22 protein-coding genes are annotated in these 19428 nt (G+C 50.2%); 11 read left to right on the top strand and 11 right to left on the bottom strand.

The genetic code is table 11. The features are described from left to right. Positions 1–91 precede the first annotated feature (91 nt). Entirely contained in the window at positions 92–670 is a 579-nt protein-coding gene (locus tag BEB54_RS03390; protein ID WP_000456733.1) for a CoA pyrophosphatase, read from the bottom strand. A 3-nt stretch (positions 671–673) separates the two neighbouring features. Next, positions 674–2035 (bottom strand): aminodeoxychorismate synthase component 1, encoded by a 1362-nt coding sequence (pabB, locus tag BEB54_RS03385; protein ID WP_105276938.1) that lies wholly within the window; start codon positions 2033–2035, stop codon positions 674–676. Positions 2036–2108: 73 nt separating this feature from the next. Here pabB and BEB54_RS03380 point away from each other — a divergent pair, with 73 nt between their 5' ends. After that, the gene (locus BEB54_RS03380; RefSeq protein ID WP_000457334.1) at positions 2109–2288 is read left to right on the top strand and encodes a YoaH family protein; all 180 of its coding nucleotides are present in this window, start codon (positions 2109–2111) and stop codon (positions 2286–2288) included. Positions 2289–2407: 119 nt separating this feature from the next. On the opposite strand, the gene BEB54_RS03375 is transcribed toward BEB54_RS03380, so the two are convergent. Both BEB54_RS03375 and BEB54_RS03370 read right to left on the bottom strand, forming a co-directional pair. Continuing rightward, positions 2408–2707, bottom strand: coding sequence for a DUF1889 family protein (locus BEB54_RS03375; RefSeq protein WP_001111990.1), 300 nt, complete (start codon positions 2705–2707; stop codon positions 2408–2410). A 420-nt stretch (positions 2708–3127) separates the two neighbouring features. Beyond that, complete coding sequence (locus BEB54_RS03370) at positions 3128–3472, bottom strand: RidA family protein (RefSeq protein ID WP_001354727.1); 345 nt, start codon at positions 3470–3472, stop codon at positions 3128–3130. Between the two features lie 131 nt (positions 3473–3603). Between BEB54_RS03370 and BEB54_RS03365 the strand changes: the two genes are divergently transcribed. The 5 genes from BEB54_RS03365 (at position 3604) to rnd (ending at position 9975) form a co-directional block, all read left to right on the top strand. Beyond that, positions 3604–5514: an ATP-dependent DNA helicase gene (locus BEB54_RS03365; protein WP_105282131.1), complete on the top strand. Its 1911-nt coding sequence runs from the start codon at positions 3604–3606 to the stop codon at positions 5512–5514. A 57-nt stretch (positions 5515–5571) separates the two neighbouring features. Then, complete coding sequence (gene tsaB / locus BEB54_RS03360) at positions 5572–6267, top strand: tRNA (adenosine(37)-N6)-threonylcarbamoyltransferase complex dimerization subunit type 1 TsaB (protein WP_001220973.1); 696 nt, start codon at positions 5572–5574, stop codon at positions 6265–6267. A gap of 39 nt (positions 6268–6306) precedes the next feature. Further along, positions 6307–6888 (top strand): Slp family lipoprotein YeaY, encoded by a 582-nt coding sequence (yeaY, locus tag BEB54_RS03355; RefSeq protein WP_032303203.1) that lies wholly within the window; start codon positions 6307–6309, stop codon positions 6886–6888. Between the two features lie 204 nt (positions 6889–7092). Further along, complete coding sequence (fadD, locus tag BEB54_RS03350; protein WP_000758422.1) at positions 7093–8778, top strand: long-chain-fatty-acid--CoA ligase FadD; 1686 nt, start codon at positions 7093–7095, stop codon at positions 8776–8778. Between the two features lie 81 nt (positions 8779–8859). Then, positions 8860–9975 carry a ribonuclease D gene (gene rnd, locus BEB54_RS03345; RefSeq protein ID WP_123057322.1) on the top strand — a complete coding sequence of 372 codons (1116 nt, stop codon included), beginning with the start codon at positions 8860–8862 and terminating at the stop codon, positions 9973–9975. Positions 9976–10028: 53 nt separating this feature from the next. Here the strand turns inward: rnd and yeaX are convergent, their stop codons facing one another. From yeaX to dmlA, 4 genes are all read right to left on the bottom strand, one after another. Further along, complete coding sequence (gene yeaX, locus BEB54_RS03340; protein WP_105276940.1) at positions 10029–10994, bottom strand: carnitine monooxygenase reductase subunit YeaX; 966 nt, start codon at positions 10992–10994, stop codon at positions 10029–10031. A 55-nt stretch (positions 10995–11049) separates the two neighbouring features. Next, positions 11050–12174: a carnitine monooxygenase, oxygenase subunit YeaW gene (yeaW, locus tag BEB54_RS03335; RefSeq protein WP_105276941.1), complete on the bottom strand. Its 1125-nt coding sequence runs from the start codon at positions 12172–12174 to the stop codon at positions 11050–11052. Between the two features lie 31 nt (positions 12175–12205). After that, on the bottom strand, positions 12206–13816 hold the full coding sequence (yeaV, locus tag BEB54_RS03330; protein ID WP_039020735.1) for a BCCT family transporter YeaV: 1611 nt from the start codon (positions 13814–13816) through the stop codon (positions 12206–12208). A gap of 249 nt (positions 13817–14065) precedes the next feature. Then, on the bottom strand, positions 14066–15151 hold the full coding sequence (gene dmlA / locus BEB54_RS03325; protein ID WP_000978494.1) for a multifunctional D-malate/3-isopropylmalate/tartarate dehydrogenase: 1086 nt from the start codon (positions 15149–15151) through the stop codon (positions 14066–14068). A 102-nt stretch (positions 15152–15253) separates the two neighbouring features. Between dmlA and dmlR the strand changes: the two genes are divergently transcribed. The 5 genes from dmlR (at position 15254) to BEB54_RS03300 (ending at position 18056) form a co-directional block, all read left to right on the top strand. Further along, a complete protein-coding gene (dmlR, locus tag BEB54_RS03320) occupies positions 15254–16177 on the top strand; it encodes a DNA-binding transcriptional regulator DmlR (protein WP_105271125.1) in 924 nt (307 codons plus the stop codon). A 126-nt stretch (positions 16178–16303) separates the two neighbouring features. Then, positions 16304–16942: a leucine efflux protein LeuE gene (gene leuE, locus BEB54_RS03315; protein ID WP_105276943.1), complete on the top strand. Its 639-nt coding sequence runs from the start codon at positions 16304–16306 to the stop codon at positions 16940–16942. Positions 16943–17114: 172 nt separating this feature from the next. After that, positions 17115–17474 carry a DUF1971 domain-containing protein YeaR gene (gene yeaR, locus BEB54_RS03310; protein WP_000939322.1) on the top strand — a complete coding sequence of 120 codons (360 nt, stop codon included), beginning with the start codon at positions 17115–17117 and terminating at the stop codon, positions 17472–17474. Positions 17475–17477: 3 nt separating this feature from the next. Next, positions 17478–17660 carry a DUF1869 domain-containing protein gene (locus tag BEB54_RS03305; RefSeq protein WP_000513737.1) on the top strand — a complete coding sequence of 61 codons (183 nt, stop codon included), beginning with the start codon at positions 17478–17480 and terminating at the stop codon, positions 17658–17660. A 147-nt stretch (positions 17661–17807) separates the two neighbouring features. Next, complete coding sequence (locus BEB54_RS03300) at positions 17808–18056, top strand: GlsB/YeaQ/YmgE family stress response membrane protein (protein WP_000512153.1); 249 nt, start codon at positions 17808–17810, stop codon at positions 18054–18056. Between the two features lie 58 nt (positions 18057–18114). Here the strand turns inward: BEB54_RS03300 and yoaJ are convergent, their stop codons facing one another. The 3 genes from yoaJ to dgcP are packed head-to-tail and all read right to left on the bottom strand — an operon-like array spanning position 18115 to position 19348. Beyond that, the gene (gene yoaJ / locus BEB54_RS03295) at positions 18115–18189 is read right to left on the bottom strand and encodes a protein YoaJ (RefSeq protein WP_001386836.1); all 75 of its coding nucleotides are present in this window, start codon (positions 18187–18189) and stop codon (positions 18115–18117) included. 2 nt (positions 18190–18191) lie between these two features. Then, positions 18192–18290 (bottom strand): YoaK family small membrane protein, encoded by a 99-nt coding sequence (locus BEB54_RS03290; RefSeq protein ID WP_001219350.1) that lies wholly within the window; start codon positions 18288–18290, stop codon positions 18192–18194. Between the two features lie 32 nt (positions 18291–18322). Then, positions 18323–19348, bottom strand: coding sequence for a diguanylate cyclase DgcP (dgcP, locus tag BEB54_RS03285; RefSeq protein WP_024212062.1), 1026 nt, complete (start codon positions 19346–19348; stop codon positions 18323–18325). Between the last annotated feature and the right edge of the window lie 80 nt (positions 19349–19428).

Below are 19428 nucleotides of genomic sequence, written 5' to 3'. Positions count from 1 at the left end.
CACATGAATTAAACTAATCAAAAACCGCGATTTAACTAATATTGCGATGATTGTCTCAAGTAGTGTTTTGTAGATGTAAAGATAAGTATAGTCAGGGTTTCACACCAATTTGCAGCGCCAGCTCACGAATTATGCCTGCGGTCATTCCCCATACAAAATACTGTTCATACCAGGACAGCCATACCCGATGTGAATCGCCACGGCGGTAGATATCTAACGGGTGATAACGGCCTAAATGCAGCGCCTGGGCGAGGGGCATTTCAAACACAGCGGAGACTTCATCTTCACTGGCGCGATACGGTAGATCGGGCGGGATAATGCCGACCACCGGGGTTACCTGGTAGCCAGTTACGCTATCGACGGGCGGCAGCACGCCGATAACTTCAACGGCGGAAGGCGGTATAGCGACCTCTTCTTCAGCTTCGCGCAGCGCGGCGGCGATAACTGATGTGTCCGTGTCATCGACTGCACCTCCAGGGAATGCCACTTGTCCGGCGTGTTTACGCAGATGAATCGAACGCTGAGTCAGCAACAACCCCGGTTGCGGTCGGCGGACGATGGGGATTAACACGGCAGCCTGACGATGATTTAGGGTTTCCCGGTTAATTTGCGGGCGCAAAAGTTGAAAACGCGATAAAAAATCATCAAGCGTCAGGCTACGGTATTCCACGTCTTACTTCTCCAGTTGGCGTAATATCTTATTAACTTTATCAAAAGTTTCCTGATATTCCGCTTCTTCCTGGCTATCGGCGACAATTCCACCGCCCGCAGAGCAGTATATTTGTCCGTTAATGGCAGTCAGCGTGCGGATAGTAATGCTGGTATCCATGTTGCCGCAAAAGCTCAAATAGCCAATGCTGCCGCACCAGGCATTGCGTCGCTGCGGTTCCAGTTCGTCGATAATTTCCATAGCCCGTACTTTCGGTGCTCCAGTTATTGAGCCACCAGGAAAAGCTGCGCGCAGCAGATCGCTGGTGTGTAACTGTTCTGGTAGTTGCGCCGTTATGGTGCTGACCAGATGATGCACGGCAGGGAAGGGTTCCACCACGAACAGCTCTGGTACTTTTACCGAACCTGCTACGGCAACACGACCGATATCATTACGCATTAAATCGACAATCATCAGATTTTCGGCACGATCTTTCGCTGAGTTCGCCAGTTTTTCTGCTTGTTTGCTATCTTCCTGAGGATCGGGCAGGCGTGGTAGCGTGCCTTTAATCGGGCGGGTCTGGATTTCACTATTATCACAAAGAATAAACCGCTCTGGCGAAAGGCTTAAAATCGCGCCCTGTTCAAGACGTAAAAAAGCGCTAAATGGCGCGCGGTTGGCCTGATTAAGCTGAAGGAATGCCTGCCATTCATCGCCAGAATAGGTCGCATGGAAACGCTGGGCGAGATTCACCTGATAGCAATCACCGCTGTGCAGATATTCCTGTACCTGGCGAAATTTTTCGCCGTACAGCTCGCGGGTCATATTGGATTGCCAGTCGGAAGTGAGCGTGAAATCTTCCTGCGGCGAGAATTGCTGGCTTTCCAGCCAGGCCCGACGGGCATTGACATCATTATGACTCAGCAAAGAAACTGTTTGACGCTGGTGGTCGACAATGAGCGCCCAGTCGTAGATACCCACAGCCATATCCGGCAGAACGATATCTTGCTGCGCAATTTCTGGCAGTGACTCAAAACGGCGGCCCAGATCGTAGCCAAACAACCCCAGCGCGCCGCCCTGAAATGGCAAATCTTCGTTATGCGCTGGGCGAATGTCTGCGCGATCCAGCACCTGCTGGAGCACCTGTAGCGGGTCATCAGTGGTCGTTGTGCGTTTTTCGCTTTCACTAACAACGGTTTCTTTAGCGAAAGTAGTCAAAGTACAAATCGGCTCGGCGACCACAATATCAAAGCGGCTATATGGATGATCGGCATAGCCGGAGTGTAAAAGCATCGCCCACGGCAGGTGGCTTAAGCGGGAGAAATAAAATTCAGCGGCGTCCTGACGCCAGGGTAAAGTAATCACAGCGGGAGATAACGTCTTCATCAGTCCTGACTCTACTGGCTAAGTGCCGGGTAGCATGAAATAATTAGCGCCAACAATTTAGCAGGAGTTAACAATGTTTGCAGGTTTACCTTCACTCACCCATGAACAGCAGCAAAAAGCCGTCGAGCGGATCCAGGAACTGATGGCACAAGGGATGAGCAGCGGCCAGGCAATCGCGTTGGTGGCCGAAGAGCTGCGTGCCAACCACTCTGGCGAACGAATTGTGGCGCGTTTTGAGGATGAAGACGAGTAAGACTCTAATCCGTATTGATTTCGTTATAGAAGCCGATGATTATTTGATTGTGAGAAAAAGGACGCTTTTTATATGTGGTTAAAAGCGTCCTGCCCCATTTATGCTGATGTAAATTTAACTCAGACCAGTGCTTTTAGTTCTTCCTGCATATATGTTGAAAAGTATTCAGGATTTTTAATCACAGAGCGTTCACCAGACTCCATTTTTTTTGCCCATCCAACCATTTTTTCCGTGAACCCAGGGTTCCAGCCTTCCTGGTCAGCTCGCGCCGTAATATCAGCGGCACTCGCGGGTACTCCCAGTTCTTTCAAATATTTAAAGATTCCCTTCGCCGTGCTTTCATTCATCGAACTTGGTGTTGGCGCTGATACATCCATGGCACCAATGAAATCCAGGGCTTTATCTATTACAGCAGGCATATTCTTATCCTTAAAATTAACCATGTTATCGATAAGGCTATATATGACCTTAATTTGCATCTAATATCAAAGGGATTATAACGATATGGCACGAGTTAACCTGTTGACATTCAGGTGTTTCAAAGGTAGCAGCTCATGGTGTGTTATCCAGTAAGAGGGAGAAAATTAACGGTCAGTTCTCACGCTATAACCAGATGTTCAGCTAAGAAAGAAAACCAGAGATGCTAATCGAAGGGCGAACACAACGGCATTGTTATGTTTATTTATATAGTTAGTTTTATAGCTAAAATTGAAATTATAAAAATAAATAATGAATTAGCAGGAGCATCAACAGTAATATCTTAATCTCTGGTCGATTTATGTAAAACCGACCAGTATTATCGATAAATTATCGTCTGACTTATTTTGCTTCGATAAAGCTTACACCGCAGCCACAATCTTAATTTCAACTTTATACTTCGGGTTCATCAAACCCGCTTGTACCGTGCAGCGCACCGGCGCATGACCCGCGACAACCCAGGCATCCCACGCTTTATTCATCGCCGCGAAGTCGTTTTTATCAGCCAGGAAAATGGTGGCATCCAGAATGCTCGATTTATTGCTGCCCTGTTTTTCCAGCACGGCGTCAATCTGCGCCAGCGTGTTGGCGGTTTGCTCAAAGGCATTGGCGTCGAGGTTTTCCGGTACACCAGTGTAGTAGAGCGTGTTGTTGTGGATTACTACATCAGACCAGCGGGCTTCAGCATCGATACGAACGATAGTCATCATTTTGTCCTCATTATCCTTCCATTTTCGTGCTGCAAAGACTGCCACAATGTGAGGTCGCCGTCACCACTTCAACTGGCGAAAGCGCCCTCATCCTGACATAATCCCTGTTCAAATCAACAGGGGGTAGTGTGACGGACGATTTTGCACCAGACGGTCAGCTGGCGAAAGCGATACCAGGCTTTAAGCCGCGAGAACCACAGCGTCAGATGGCGGTAGCCGTCGCCGGGGCGATAGATAAAAGCCAGCCGCTGGTGGTGGAGGCCGGAACCGGTACGGGCAAAACCTACGCTTACCTGGCCCCTGCGCTGCGGGCGAAAAAGAAAGTCATTATCTCGACCGGTTCAAAAGCGTTGCAGGATCAGCTCTACAGCCGCGATTTGCCAACGGTTTCAAAGGCGTTGAAATATACGGGCAACGTGGCGTTGCTGAAAGGGCGCTCTAACTACCTCTGCCTCGAACGTCTCGAACAGCAGGCGCTGGCGGGTGGCGATCTACCGGTACAAATTTTAAGCGATGTGATCCTGCTGCGCTCCTGGTCTAATCAAACAGTCGATGGTGATATCAGCACCTGCGTCAGCGTGGCGGAAGATTCACAGGCGTGGCCGCTGGTCACCAGCACCAACGACAACTGCCTTGGCAGCGACTGCCCGATGTATAAAGATTGCTTTGTGGTCAAAGCACGCAAAAAAGCGATGGACGCCGATGTGGTGGTGGTAAACCATCATCTCTTTCTGGCGGATATGGTGGTGAAAGAGAGTGGATTTGGCGAACTGATCCCGGAAGCTGACGTGATGATCTTCGACGAAGCCCACCAACTGCCTGACATTGCCAGCCAGTATTTTGGTCAGTCACTCTCCAGTCGACAACTGCTCGACCTGGCAAAAGACATCACCATCGCCTACCGCACCGAATTAAAAGACACCCAGCAGTTACAAAAGTGCGCCGACCGCCTTGCCCAGAGCGCGCAGGATTTTCGCCTGCAATTAGGTGAGCCAGGTTATCGTGGCAACCTGCGCGAACTGTTAGCTAATCCGCAAATTCAGCGAGCATTTTTACTGCTCGATGACACCCTGGAACTTTGTTATGACGTGGCGAAACTGTCGCTGGGGCGTTCCGTCTTGCTGGATGCGGCATTTGAGCGCGCCACGTTGTATCGTACGCGGCTGAAACGGCTAAAAGAGATCAATCAGCCGGGCTACAGCTACTGGTACGAATGCACTTCGCGCCATTTTACTCTGGCACTCACGCCGCTTAGCGTGGCGGATAAATTCAAAGAATTAATGGCGCAAAAACCAGGTAGCTGGATCTTTACCTCAGCAACGCTGTCGGTGAATGACGATCTGCATCATTTTACCTCGCGGCTTGGCATTGAACAGGCAGAGTCGTTGCTGTTACCCAGCCCGTTTGATTACAGCCACCAGGCGTTACTCTGTGTGCCGCGCAACCTGCCGCAAACCAATCAACCGGGCTCCGCACGGCAACTGGCGGCAATGTTGCGACCGATCATCGAAGCTAACAACGGTCGTTGTTTTATGCTTTGTACCTCGCACGCCATGATGCGCGATCTGGCCGAGCAGTTCCGCGCTACCATGACGCTTCCCGTGTTGTTGCAGGGGGAAACCAGCAAAGGCCAACTGCTACAGCAGTTTGTCAGCGCCGGTAACGCGCTGCTTGTGGCGACCAGCAGTTTCTGGGAGGGGGTGGACGTGCGTGGCGATACATTGTCACTGGTGATTATCGACAAGTTGCCGTTTACCTCCCCGGATGACCCGTTGTTAAAAGCGCGCATGGAAGATTGCCGTTTGCGCGGTGGTGACCCGTTCGATGAAGTACAACTGCCGGATGCGGTCATTACTCTCAAGCAGGGAGTAGGGCGACTGATTCGCGACGCCGACGATCGAGGGGTTTTGGTGATTTGCGACAATCGGCTGGTGATGCGCCCTTACGGCGCGACGTTTCTCGCCAGTCTGCCGCCAGCGCCGCGCACCCGTGACATTGCCCGTGCGGTTCGTTTCCTTGCGATACCATCCTCCAGGTAATTTGTGATGGAGTATGGTATGATGCGCGCCTTTTTATTGATCTAAGCACGAAGACCCATGCGAATTCTGGCTATCGATACCGCGACAGAGGCCTGCTCTGTCGCCCTGTGGAACGACGGCACTGTCAACGCTCATTTTGAGCTTTGCCCTCGTGAACATACTCAACGAATCTTACCGATGGTGCAGGATATCCTGACCACCAGCGGAACTTCCCTGACGGACATAAATGCTCTGGCTTACGGGCGCGGCCCCGGTAGCTTTACCGGCGTGCGCATTGGTATTGGCATTGCGCAAGGGCTGGCGCTTGGCGCGGAATTACCGATGATTGGCGTCTCCACGCTAATGACGATGGCGCAAGGGGCGTGGCGCAAAAACGGCGCAACCCGCGTGCTGGCAGCCATTGACGCGCGAATGGGCGAAGTTTACTGGGCCGAATATCAGCGTGATGAAAATGGTATCTGGCACGGTGAAGAAACCGAAGCCGTACTCAAACCTGAACTCGTTCATGAACGGATGCAACAGCTTTCCGGCGAATGGGTGACGGTAGGGACGGGCTGGCAAGCCTGGCCGGATCTCGGTAAAGAGAGCGGTTTGGCCCTGCGCGATGGCGAAGTGTTACTGCCCGCTGCAGAAGATATGCTGCCGATTGCTTGTCAGATGTTTGCCGAGGGTAAAACGGTGGCGGTGGAACATGCCGAACCGGTTTATTTACGTAACAACGTCGCATGGAAGAAACTTCCGGGCAAAGAATGAATCTTAAGAGTATGCCCTGAGAAAAAAAGGAGTCGCATCATGGCGGTTCAAAAGAATGTTATCAAAGGCATACTGGCAGGTACGTTTGCGCTAATGCTCAGCGGTTGTGTCACTGTGCCGGACGCCATTAAAGGCAACAGTCCCACGCCGCAACAAGATTTAGTTCGGGTAATGAGTGCGCCGCAGCTGTACGTTGGTCAGGAGGCACGCTTTGGCGGCAAAGTGGTTGCGGTACAAAACCAGCAAGGGAAAACCCGCCTGGAAATTGCCACCGTACCGCTGGACAGTGGAGCCAGACCGACGCTGGGAGAACCTTCTCGCGGTCGCATTTATGCCGATGTGAACGGTTTTCTGGATCCGCTAGATTTTCGTGGACAATTGGTCACGGTAGTTGGACCAATCACCGGTGCGGTTGACGGCAAAATCGGCAACACGCCCTATAAATTTATGGTGATGCAGGTAACGGGTTACAAACGTTGGCATTTAACCCAGCAGGTGATTATGCCGCCTCAGCCGATTGATCCATGGTTTTATGGCGGTCGTGGCTGGCCCTATGGCTACGGTGGATGGGGCTGGTATAATCCCGGCCCCGCGAGAGTACAAACTGTTGTAACTGAATAATTGCTTGTTTTTAAAGAAAAAGAAACAGCGGCTGGTCCGCTGTTTCTGCATTCTTACGGTAAAGATAAAAATAAATAGTGACGCGCTTCGCAACCTTTTCGTTGGGTAATTATCAAGCTGGTATGATGAGTTAATATTATGTTAACAGCATGTATATCATTTGGGGTTGCGATGACGACGAACACGCATTTTAGAGGTGAAGAATTGAAGAAGGTTTGGCTTAACCGTTATCCCGCGGACGTTCCGACGGAGATCAACCCTGACCGTTATCAATCTCTGGTAGATATGTTTGAGCAGTCGGTCGCGCGCTACGCCGATCAACCCGCGTTTGTGAATATGGGGGAGGTGATGACCTTCCGCAAACTGGAAGAACGCAGTCGCGCGTTTGCCGCTTATTTGCAACAAGGGTTGGGACTGAAGAAAGGCGATCGCGTTGCGTTGATGATGCCTAATTTATTGCAATATCCGGTGGCGCTGTTTGGCATTTTGCGTGCCGGGATGATCGTTGTAAACGTTAACCCGTTGTATACCCCGCGTGAGCTGGAGCATCAGCTTAACGATAGCGGCGCATCAGCGATTGTTATCGTGTCTAATTTTGCCCACACTCTGGAAAAAGTGGTTGATAAAACCGCCGTTCAGCACGTTATTCTGACCCGTATGGGCGATCAGCTATCCACGGCAAAAGGCACGGTAGTCAACTTCGTTGTTAAATACATCAAGCGTCTGGTGCCGAAATACCATCTGCCAGATGCCATCTCATTTCGCAGCGCACTGCATAACGGCTACCGGATGCAGTACGTCAAACCCGAACTGGTGCCAGAAGATTTAGCTTTCCTGCAATATACCGGCGGTACCACTGGTGTGGCGAAGGGCGCGATGCTGACTCACCGCAATATGCTGGCGAATCTGGAACAAGTTAACGCGACTTATGGGCCGCTGTTGCATCCGGGCAAAGAGCTGGTGGTGACGGCACTGCCGCTGTATCACATTTTTGCTCTGACCATTAACTGCCTGCTGTTTATTGAACTGGGTGGGCAGAACCTGCTTATCACTAACCCGCGCGATATTCCGGGGTTGGTAAAAGAGTTAGCGAAATATCCGTTTACCGCGATAACCGGCGTTAACACCTTGTTCAATGCGTTGCTGAACAATAAAGAGTTCCAGCAGCTGGATTTCTCCAGTCTGCATCTTTCTGCAGGCGGTGGTATGCCTGTTCAACAAGTGGTGGCTGAACGTTGGGTGAAACTGACCGGACAGTATCTGCTGGAAGGTTATGGCCTGACCGAGTGTGCGCCGCTGGTCAGCGTTAACCCGTATGATATTGATTATCATAGTGGTAGCATCGGTTTGCCGGTGCCGTCGACGGAAGCCAAACTGGTGGATGATGATGATAATGAAGTACCACCGGGTCAACCGGGTGAGCTTTGTGTCAAAGGACCGCAGGTGATGCTGGGTTACTGGCAGCGTCCGGATGCTACCGATGAAATCATCAAAAATGGCTGGTTACACACCGGCGATATCGCGGTGATGGATGAAGAAGGATTCCTGCGCATTGTCGATCGTAAAAAAGACATGATTCTGGTTTCCGGTTTTAATGTCTATCCCAACGAAATTGAAGATGTCGTCATGCAGCATCCTGGCGTACAGGAAGTCGCAGCTGTTGGCGTACCTTCCGGCTCCAGTGGTGAAGCGGTGAAAATCTTCGTAGTGAAAAAAGATCCATCGCTTACCGAAGAGTCACTGGTGACCTTTTGCCGCCGTCAGCTCACGGGCTACAAAGTACCGAAGCTGGTGGAGTTTCGTGATGAGTTACCGAAATCTAACGTCGGAAAAATTTTGCGACGAGAATTACGTGACGAAGCGCGCGGCAAAGTGGACAATAAAGCCTGAGCGTTAAGTCAGTCGTCAGACGCCGGTTAATCCGGCGTTTTTTTTGACGCCCACTAAAGAGAATACAATTTGAATTACCAAATGATTACCACGGACGATGCGCTGGCTTCTTTGTGTGAAGCCGTCCGTGCCTTTCCGGCGATAGCCCTGGATACTGAATTTGTTCGTACGCGCACCTATTACCCGCAACTGGGTCTAATTCAACTTTTTGATGGTGAGCATCTGGCGCTAATTGATCCTCTCGGGATCTCCGACTGGTCACCGCTGAAAGCGATACTGCGCGATCAGTCCATCACAAAATTTCTCCATGCGGGCAGTGAAGATCTGGAAGTGTTCCTCAATGTCTTTGGCGAATTACCACAACCCCTGATTGACACGCAAATCCTTGCTGCCTTCTGCGGACGCCCGATGTCATGGGGTTTTGCTTCCATGGTGGAAGAGTATTCCGGCGTTACGCTGGACAAGAGTGAATCGCGCACCGACTGGCTGGCCAGACCGCTGACTGAACGTCAGTGTGAATACGCAGCGGCGGATGTCTGGTATCTGTTACCGATCACCGCAAAGCTTATGGTAGAAACGGAGGCCTCCGGCTGGCTACCTGCGGCGCTGGATGAATGCCGCCTGATGCAAATGCGTCGTCAGGAAGTCGTTGCACCGGAAGATGCCTGGCGTGATATCACCAATGCCTGGCAGTTACGCACACGCCAGCTAGCCTGTTTGCAACTGTTAGCCGACTGGCGACTGCGCAAGGCGCGGGAGCGCGATTTGGCAGTGAACTTTGTTGTGCGTGAAGAGCATTTGTGGTCGGTAGCACGTTATATGCCGGGAAGTCTTGGCGAACTGGATAGCCTGGGCTTATCCGGTAGCGAAATCCGCTTTCACGGTAAAACGCTGCTGGCGCTGGTGGAAAAAGCGCAGACATTGCCGGAAGAGGCCTTACCGCAGCCGATGCTTAACCTGATGGACATGCCGGGTTATCGTAAAGCGTTTAAAGCGATTAAGTCGCTGATTACTGACGTGAGCGAAACACACAAGATCAGCGCCGAATTGCTGGCATCGCGTCGGCAAATCAACCAGCTGCTGAACTGGCACTGGAAACTGAAACCGCAGAACAATTTGCCGGAGCTGATTTCCGGCTGGCGTGGTGAGCTGATGGCGGAAGCATTACACAATTTATTGCAGGAATATCCACAGTAAAATCTTCCGAAGCCGGACTGGGCGCGCTCAGCGCCACATCCGGCTTCGGCAAACTACAAATCCAACACCAGGCGTTTACCCTTCGCGCGTGAACAACAGATCAACATACTTTGCTGGCTGGCACGCTCTTCATCGCTAAAATACTGATCCCGATGGTCAGCTTCACCTTCCAGTATTGCCGTTTCGCAGGTTCCGCATACCCCTTCACGACATAAACATTCCACTTTCGCTGCTTTACTATTTTCAATAACCTGCAAAATAGTCATCTCTTCCGGCACCACAAACTCTTTTCCGGAACGGGCAAGCACCAGCGTAAATGCATCGCCGGTTTTGTCTTCGATAGCAAATTGCTCAAAGTGCAGCGTATCGGTGGCGATGTCCAGACGCGCAGCTTCACTTCTTACCGCCTCATTTAGCGCCTCGGGGCCACAGGTATAAACATGTGTGCCAGGTTCGATATCCGCCAATAATCGCGCTAATTCCAGTCGTGTTCCGGTTGATGAATGATGCAAATGGACTTTCTCGGCCTGCGGATGCTGGACTAGCTCATCACGAAATGCGCAACTTTCTGGATTTCGCGAGCAGTAATGTAACTGCCAGTCGACGTCGCTGTATTGCAACTCTGCCATGTGCGACAGGAAAGGGGTGATACCAATACCGCCCGCGATAAATAGATGCTTTCTGGCCGAGGGAATTAGCGCAAACAGATTATTAGGCGTCGAAATGGTCAACCGATCGCCTGCTTTCACCTGCTGATGCAAAAAGCGCGAACCACCGCGCGAGTTTTCTTCCAGCCGAACGGCAATCTGATAACGAGACGTATCGAGTGGCGAACTCAGCAGTGAGTACGCATTGCTGTACTGGTTATCACCATCGCTCATCTGCACAATGATGTGACTTCCTCCAGTAAACGCAGGTAATGGTTTGCCATCGGTTGCCACCAGCGTGAAGCGTTTCACCTGTTCGGTAAGGGGGTCAACCTGACTCACCTGTACTTCAAACATTTGATAGTCTGACATTGCTGTACTCCATCAAAAATCAGCCCAGCGGCGGAAAATACCGCCGCCGATGTCATTAGTCCTTAAACACCTGCGCCAGCAGATTATGGAAATGGGCGATACCATGTTCGGAAATGCCACTACCGCTACTGTCGGCCATGATGCGCCCCTGACCACGGTAGCCACGCGATTTCAGCCCTTTCTGTACGCTTTCAACCAGACGTAAATCTTCCGGGCGGAACACATCGCGATACCACTCAATCAACGATTTTTGCTCGTCAGTTAACTCTTTATTGGTGAAGTAAATATCGTAGTTTTGCAGGGTGGTTTCAGAATCCACCGGGAATTCATAAATGACCGTCATCATGCCTTTGATCGGGGTGACGTTCAGCATCGTGCACGGCCACAGCCAGAAACCATGGAATGCCGCATCCGTGCCCTCTTCGAATTTGAAAGACTGTTCGGACGGTTTGGCGAAACCGTACTGCAGCGTCCAGTTACCGTGCATGGTGTGCCAGTAACGATCAACCTGAACGGAGTCGGAGAAACCTGGATGCGCCGGACCACAGTGATAGCACTCGAGATAGTTATCGACAATGTTCTTCCAGTTGGCAGGCGTGCGGGTGGTAAAGCGGGCCGCCAGTTTCAGGTTGTGGACTTCCGGGCAGGCTTCCAGCACTTTCGCCCCCAGACCGGGTAACTGATCTTCTACGCTGGTGGCGTTGGGGTCCATGTTGATGAAGACGAATCCGGCATATTCTTCCAGACGTACTGGAACCAGTTGCGCTTTGTCGCTATCGAAATTGGCGACGTTTTCGCAGTTACGCGCATGGGCCAGGTTGCCATCGAGTTTGAATGCCCAGGCGTGATACGGACAGGTAATTACATTTTTCGCTTTCCCTTCGCCGCTCAATAACTGATGACCACGGTGCGGACAAACGTTATAGAACGCGCGCAAAACCTTATCACGACCGCGTACCAGCACGATGCTTTCACCAATGATCTCACGGGTCACGTAATCATTGGCATTCGCCAGTTCGCTGCTGTGAGCGACACAAATCCAGCTTTTGGCGAAGACGTTCTCTTTTTCGTGTTCAAAGGCATTCTGATCGGTATAAAAACGGGCAGGAATGGTCCACGCCTCTTGCGGGTTAGCGCAAAAATTTTCGGGTAGTACAAAGTCAGGGCTCAGATTGCTCATAGGGATACCTTTATCGTTAGGATGATGGCGCTCAGTTGTCGCCTTTGAATACGGTTCCCGCAGGGAGCACTGGCGTTTTTTCCAGGGCTTCAACCGGTGTCTGCGGGAGATAATGTTCAACTTGATGAGCCGGAATGTCGGCGTAATCCTGTTTCAGCCAGCGAACAAATCCGCCGACTTTCACCAGTAAAATGGCGAGGAAGGGAAGGGCAGTGAGGACGACGGTAGTTTTCATTGTTTCCAGCGAAGCACCGGTAAACAAGATGGAAAGCGGGATCAGAGTGATCACTACGCACCAGAACAGACGCAGCCCACGGTCAGGATCGTCACCTTCCTGGAGATTACGCGTGCTGGTCGCCGCCATGGTGTAAGCCACCGCATCCATATGCGAGGCGAGGAAGATAATCATCACGCCCAGATAGGCCGCGAGGAACAATTTACCGGCTGGCAACGACATCAGAACTTGCTGCACTGCTGTCTCGCCGCCCAGTGTTTCCAGCACCTGTGGGACGTTGATTACGCCATTGATAAACTGGTGAATGGCATAGCTTTCCATTACGCCGAAGAAGAACCAGCAACCGACGGTGCTGCCGAGGATCAGTCCCCAGATAACTTCTTTAATCTTACGACCGCGCGAAACTCGGGTGACAAACATTGCTACGCCAGGGGTGTATGAGATCCACCACAGCCAGTAGAAAACGGTCCAGTTGCGGGTAAATGAACCATCGCCAAGCGGATCGGTGAATAAACTCATTTGCAGGAAGTTTTGCGTGGTCAGGCCGATGGCATTGATGATGCTGTTGGTAATAAATTCGGTTGGGCCGACAATCAGCACCAGTAATGGCAGCAGGAACGCGCCCCAGCCAACCATTTTGCTTAGACGTTGCAAACCGTTGTTGATACCAATCCACGAGCTTAGGCAAAAAATGCCGCCGGAAAGCAGGATCACAAATGCCTGTACGGTAAAGTTATCGGGTAAACCGGTCAGCGCGGAAAGCCCACGGGTAAAGGTTGCTGCGGTGACAACAAGGGAAATGGTCAGTGCGCCGACAGTGGCGATCAGGAACATCAAATCGACCAGTTTCCCCCACGGGCCTTGCGGGCGAACGCCGGTAATAGCAGCAATAATGCCGGAAAGGCTCAGCCCTTTATTTTTCCGCACATGAAAGTGATAAGCCATGATTAATGAGGCCAGCGTATAAGTTGCCCAGGCGCTGATGCCCCAGTGGAAGAAGGAGTAGGGAACGCTAAATTCGAGTGCCTGTTGTGAACGCGGTGCGATATTTAATCCAGGCGTTTGATAATAATAGGCCCATTCAGCAACCCCCCAATAAAGCGTAGAAGAACCTAAACCTGCACAAATAAACATAAACAGCCAGGAGAGCGTGCTGTATTCCGGTTTTCCTTCGCCAAGACGAATATTGCCGTATTTACTGGTGGCTAAATAAATCACCAGTCCCATTGCCAGCAAAACCAATACCTGTACGGCGGAACCTAACGTACGCGTAACAAAAGTGTATATTGCGTTGGCCGCGTCGGCCGATTGTTGTGGGAAAAGGCTTAATGCAGCTGCGATGAAAAGAATGGCCACCAGGCTGATGCTTATCAACGGCACATCTTTTTTCTTAACATTGCTCATCATGAGTCATCTCCTGGGCATAAAAGCCCGTCTCTGGCTTTTGCCAGTTGTAATTATTTGCAGGGTATGAGTTGTATGTTGTGTTTAACCAATTGATTATTTACATGTTACATAAATTAAACAATTAAGAATGCGGAAAGCCATAAAACACGAAACGGAAACAATAAAAGGTGAAATGACGCAGGTTATTTACTGCAAAGAACGAATAAAAAAACCGCGTCAGTGACGCGGTTCAAATAAACTGGTTTGACCTTAACGCAAAATAATTTTGCAAATCGCGTCGGCAACCTGTGGCGTGGTGGCATTGCCTTTCATATCAGGTGTTTTCGGCCCGTGAGCAATCACTTCTTCAATCGCGGCCAGAATACCGTTATGCGCTTGCTGGAAACGCTCATCGCCATTGCCGAGAAAATCGAGCATCATTGCACCGGCCCAAATTGTGGCGATAGGGTTAGCAATGTTTTTCCCGTAGATATCCGGCGCGGAACCGTGGACTGGCTCGAAGAGCGACGGGAAAGTGCGTTCCGGATTCAGGTTGGCGGATGGGGCAATGCCAATGGTGCCGGTGCAGGCCGGGCCAAGATCGGAAAGGATATCGCCAAACAAATTGGACGCCACTACCACATCGAAGCGTTCCGGCTGCATCACAAAACGTGCGCAGAGAATGTCAATATGCTGCTTGTCCCAGCGGATCTCCGGGTAATTCTCAGCCATTGCTTCCACTCGCTCATCCCAGTACGGCATGCTGATGGCTAAACCGTTCGATTTAGTGGCAGAAGTTAGCGTCTTACGTGGGCGGCTTTGCGCAAGTTCAAAGGCATAGCGCAAAATACGATCGACACCACGACGAGTAAATACCGATTCCTGAATGACGACTTCATGCTCTGTACCTTCATTCACTCTACCGCCGAGCGAGGAATATTCGCCTTCGGTGTTTTCCCTGACCACGTAAAAATCGATGTCGCCAGGCTGTTTTCCCGCCAGCGGGCAGGGAACGCCAGGAAAGAGACGAACCGGGCGCAGGTTGACGTACTGGTCGAACTCACGACGAAATTTCAGCAGCGAACCCCACAACGAAATATGGTCCGGAACGGTATCCGGCCAGCCGACGGCACCAAAATAGATGGCGTCGAAACGGCTAAGTTGCTCATGCCAGTCGTCCGGCATCATTTTACCGTGATGGCTGTAATACTCGCAGCTCGCCCACTCCATTTGCTCAAAACTCAAGGCGAAGCCCCAGCGCTCAGCGGCAGCCTGTAACACGCGAATCCCTTCAGGAAGGACTTCTTTGCCAATCCCGTCTCCCGGGATCGCAGCAATACGCATCGTTTTCATCATTGGGTTCTCACTTCCTGACCATCAAAATTGACAATACCCTCATCCTATAATTGACTGAAAAGGAATTAATCCCCGTAACTGGTGAAACATAAAACACGAATCATGAATAATTTACCGCTGTTGAACGATTTGCGCGTCTTTATGCTGGTGGCTCGCCGGGCTGGTTTTGCCTCCGTGGCAGAAGAATTGGGTGTTTCACCGGCTTTTGTCAGCAAACGCATTGCCTTGCTGGAACAAACGCTAAATGTGGTGTTGTTACACCGTACCACCCGCCGCGTCACTATTACCGAAGAAGGAGAGCGGATTTATGAATGGGCGCAGCGGATTTTGCAGGATGTCGGTCAAATGATGGACGAGCTTTCTGACGTGCGTCAGGTGCCGCAGGGGATGCTGCGTATTATCAGCAGCTTTGGTTTTGGACGGCAGGTGGTGGCTCCGGCGTTATCAGCGCTGGCGAAAGCGTATCCGCAACTGGAATTACGTTTTGATGTGGAAGACCGGTTGGTCGATTTGGTCAATGAAGGTGTCGATCTCGATATTCGCATTGGCGATGACATCGCTCCTAATTTAATCGCCCGCAAACTGGCGACCAATTACCGCATTCTCTGCGCTTCGCCGGAATTTATTGCGCAATATGGCACGCCGAAACATTTAACCGACCTTTCTGCATTGCCATGTCTGGTCATTAAAGAGCGCGATCATCCTTTTGGTGTCTGGCAATTACGCAATAAAGAAGGCCACCATGCGATTAAAGTCACCGGCCCGCTGTCGTCTAATCATGGAGAAATTGTCCATCAGTGGTGTCTCGATGGGCAGGGGATTGCTCTGCGCTCCTGGTGGGATGTTAGCGAAAATATTGCCAGTGGACATTTAGTGCAAGTGCTACCGGAGTATTACCAGCCAGCAAATGTCTGGGCCGTTTATGTTTCAAGGCTGGCGACGTCAGCGAAAGTGCGGATAACGGTAGAATTTTTACGCCAGTATTTTGCCGAGCACTACCCGAATTTTTCACTGGACCACGCCTGATTAATGATTCAATTATCGGGTTGATATCAGGTTAAACCCTGATTTTCTCCTTTCTAAGCCGCTAGAGATTGGTTAGCATATTCACCTTTAATCGCGCATGATCGATAGATAATTAAAGAGGTTAATGTGTTCGCTGAATACGGGGTACTGAATTACTGGACCTATCTGGTTGGAGCCATTTTTATTGTGTTGGTGCCAGGGCCAAATACCCTGTTTGTACTCAAAAATAGCGTCAGTAGCGGTATCAAAGGCGGCTATCTTGCGGCCTGTGGCGTATTTATTGGCGATGCAGTATTGATGTTTCTGGCATGGGCCGGAGTGGCGACATTAATTAAAACCACCCCGATATTATTCAACATTGTACGTTATCTCGGTGCGTTTTATTTGCTCTACCTGGGGAGTAAAATTCTCTACGCGACCCTGAAGGGTAAAAATAGCGAGGTCAAATCCGACGAGCCCCAATACGGTGCCATCTTTAAGCGCGCGTTAATTTTGAGCCTGACTAATCCGAAAGCCATTTTGTTCTATGTGTCGTTTTTTGTACAGTTTATCGATGTTAATGCCCCACATACGGGAATTTCATTCTTTATTCTGGCGACGACGCTGGAACTGGTGAGTTTCTGCTATTTGAGCTTCCTGATTATTTCTGGTGCTTTTGTCACGCAGTATATACGTACCAAAAAGAAACTGGCTAAAGTGGGCAACTCACTGATTGGTTTGATCTTTGTGGGTTTCGCCGCCCGACTGGCGACGCTCCAGTCCTGATGCATTCAGCCCGCGTTGTCGCGGGCTTCCAACCTGTAATCCTCCCTGATTCTTCTCTGATACGGTGCTAAATAGTAACCAATAAATGGTATTTAAAATGCAAATTATCAGGCGTCCCCTGAAACGGCTGAAATAAACCGTTTTCAGCGCATTCACCGAAGGAGGGAAAAGGATGCTGCAAATCCCACAGAATTATATTCATACGCGCTCAACGCCTTTCTGGAATAAACAAACTGCGCCTGCCGGAATATTCGAACGTCATCTTGATAAAGGAACGCGCCCGGGGGTTTACCCACGCCTTTCCGTTATGCATGGGGCGGTCAAATATCTCGGCTACGCTGATGAACACAGTACAGAGCCTGATCAAGTGATCCTTATCGAAGCGGGGCAGTTTGCGGTGTTCCCTCCAGAAAAGTGGCACAACATTGAAGCCATGACTGACGACACTTATTTCAACATTGACTTCTTCGTTGCTCCTGAAGTCCTGATGGAAGGCGCGCAACAACGAAAAGTCATTCATAACGGGAAATGAATCATGGGCAAAGCAACGTATACCGTGACCGTCACCAATAACAGTAATGGCGTTTCTGTCGATTATGAAACAGAGACGCCGATGACTTTGCTGGTGCCAGAAGTGGCGGCTGAAGTGATAAAAGATCTGGTGAATACCGTGCGTTCTTATGACACGGAAAACGAACATGATGTTTGTGGTTGGTAATTATCACTGATCGTAGATGGCGCAATTTCTGCGCCATCGCAAAAAAATCCTCCGTGATGCTTGTCACAAATCTTGCCCTCCTGATGTTGTGCTATGCTTTTTATCAGCGACTAACCCGCTAATGCAAAACAGATAAGTGAGGAAACAATGGGCATTCTGTCATGGATTATTTTTGGGCTTATTGCCGGTATTCTGGCGAAGTGGATCATGCCAGGTAAAGATGGTGGTGGATTCTTTATGACTATCCTGCTGGGGATAGTCGGTGCCGTAGTCGGCGGATGGATCAGCACGCTGTTTGGCTTTGGTAAAGTCGATGGCTTCAATTTTGGCAGCTTCGTGGTTGCCGTTATTGGTGCGATTGTCGTGCTGTTTATCTACAGAAAGATCAAAAGTTAACGCGTAAATTGCACAAAGGCTGCACACAGGCAGCCTTTGCTATTTTTTAGATGTGACGTTACCACCATCCCAACTCAGTGCCGAGAACGACAATAATCGCTACGCCCATCATAATAATCGTTGTTTTTTTCATCTTTATGCTCCCGGGGCAGCATAGCCGCCAATAAAAAACCATGCTAAAAATACGACCGCTGTAATAAAGATTACAACCGGAAAAATAATACCGATTCGCATGTTATCACCAATCAAAAGGATGTGAATACGCCTCAGGAATGTAGCGCTGAATGCGCGACAAAAGGTGTTTTCTGTTTGTGTTTTTTCTCCTGATACATCGCGATATCGGCAGCATGCAGGGCGCTGTCTGCATCGGTCGTTTCAGGATCGACTTCTACTATGCCAAGACTGGCACCAGGATAATACAAATCAACATCACCTAAGTGATATTCTCCGCGTATTTGCTGTTGAATACGTTCTCGCAGCGATGGAATATCCGCATTCTCATTGTTCAGTGAAACAACCAAAAACTCATCACCGCCGAGACGACCAATAACTTCGCCATTTTGCTGGAGCGTATTAAGGCGCTCGCCAACCTGAATAAGAAACAGATCGCCACTATTATGACCAAAACGATCATTGATTAATTTGAAGTTATCCAGATCGATAAATGCGATCATTATCTTATGGTTAAGATGCCTCGCAAGAGAAAACAGCGTCGTCAGGTTTTCAAAAATCGCCCGCCGATTCGGTAGCCCGGTTAACGAGTCGGTATACGATTGCGCAATCAGTGCGGCATTGGCTTCGCGCAGCTGTTCAACCAGCGCCTCTTTTTGAATATATTGTGCAATCAGTCCGGCGAATAACTGCAAAACCTGTTCCGCGCGTTCACTCCACTGGCGCTTCTCACTGCTGGCGGCGCAAAGCGTGCCATAGAATGATCCATCCGGTAAGTGAATTGGCGTGCTCAGAAATGTGGTGATGCCAAGATTGCGTGCCGCAATACAGTCGCCCCAACGGTCGGGGACTTCATCGCTGAAAAAGCAGTTTTCATCAATGGCGCGTTTGCATAACGAGTAATCCCACGAGACGGTAAAATTCTCCGGGATGTGCATTTTCTGGCTGTTACGGGCAAACATTATATGCTGCAGGCGCGCTTCGACATCCACTTTGGTCAGGTAGGTTGATTCCATATCAGTGACCATTTCCAGCATCTCCAGAAGCTGTCGGACCAGGCTTTCCAGTGACTGTTCTTTGGCAAGGGATTGCGAGACGCGGGCGATAATCTGATCTGACACGAAACAACTCCAGGATACGGCGGGTAAATGCTGATTATTTAATCTTTGCAGGCATGATAAAACATCAACAACAAAGATGA

The organism is Escherichia sp. MOD1-EC6021 (assembly GCF_002965245.1).
Taxonomy (GTDB): Bacteria; Pseudomonadota; Gammaproteobacteria; order Enterobacterales; family Enterobacteriaceae; genus Escherichia; species Escherichia coli_F.
The sequence above is the reverse complement of the archived record's forward strand: the minus strand, read 5'-3'. Positions and strand labels throughout refer to the sequence as shown.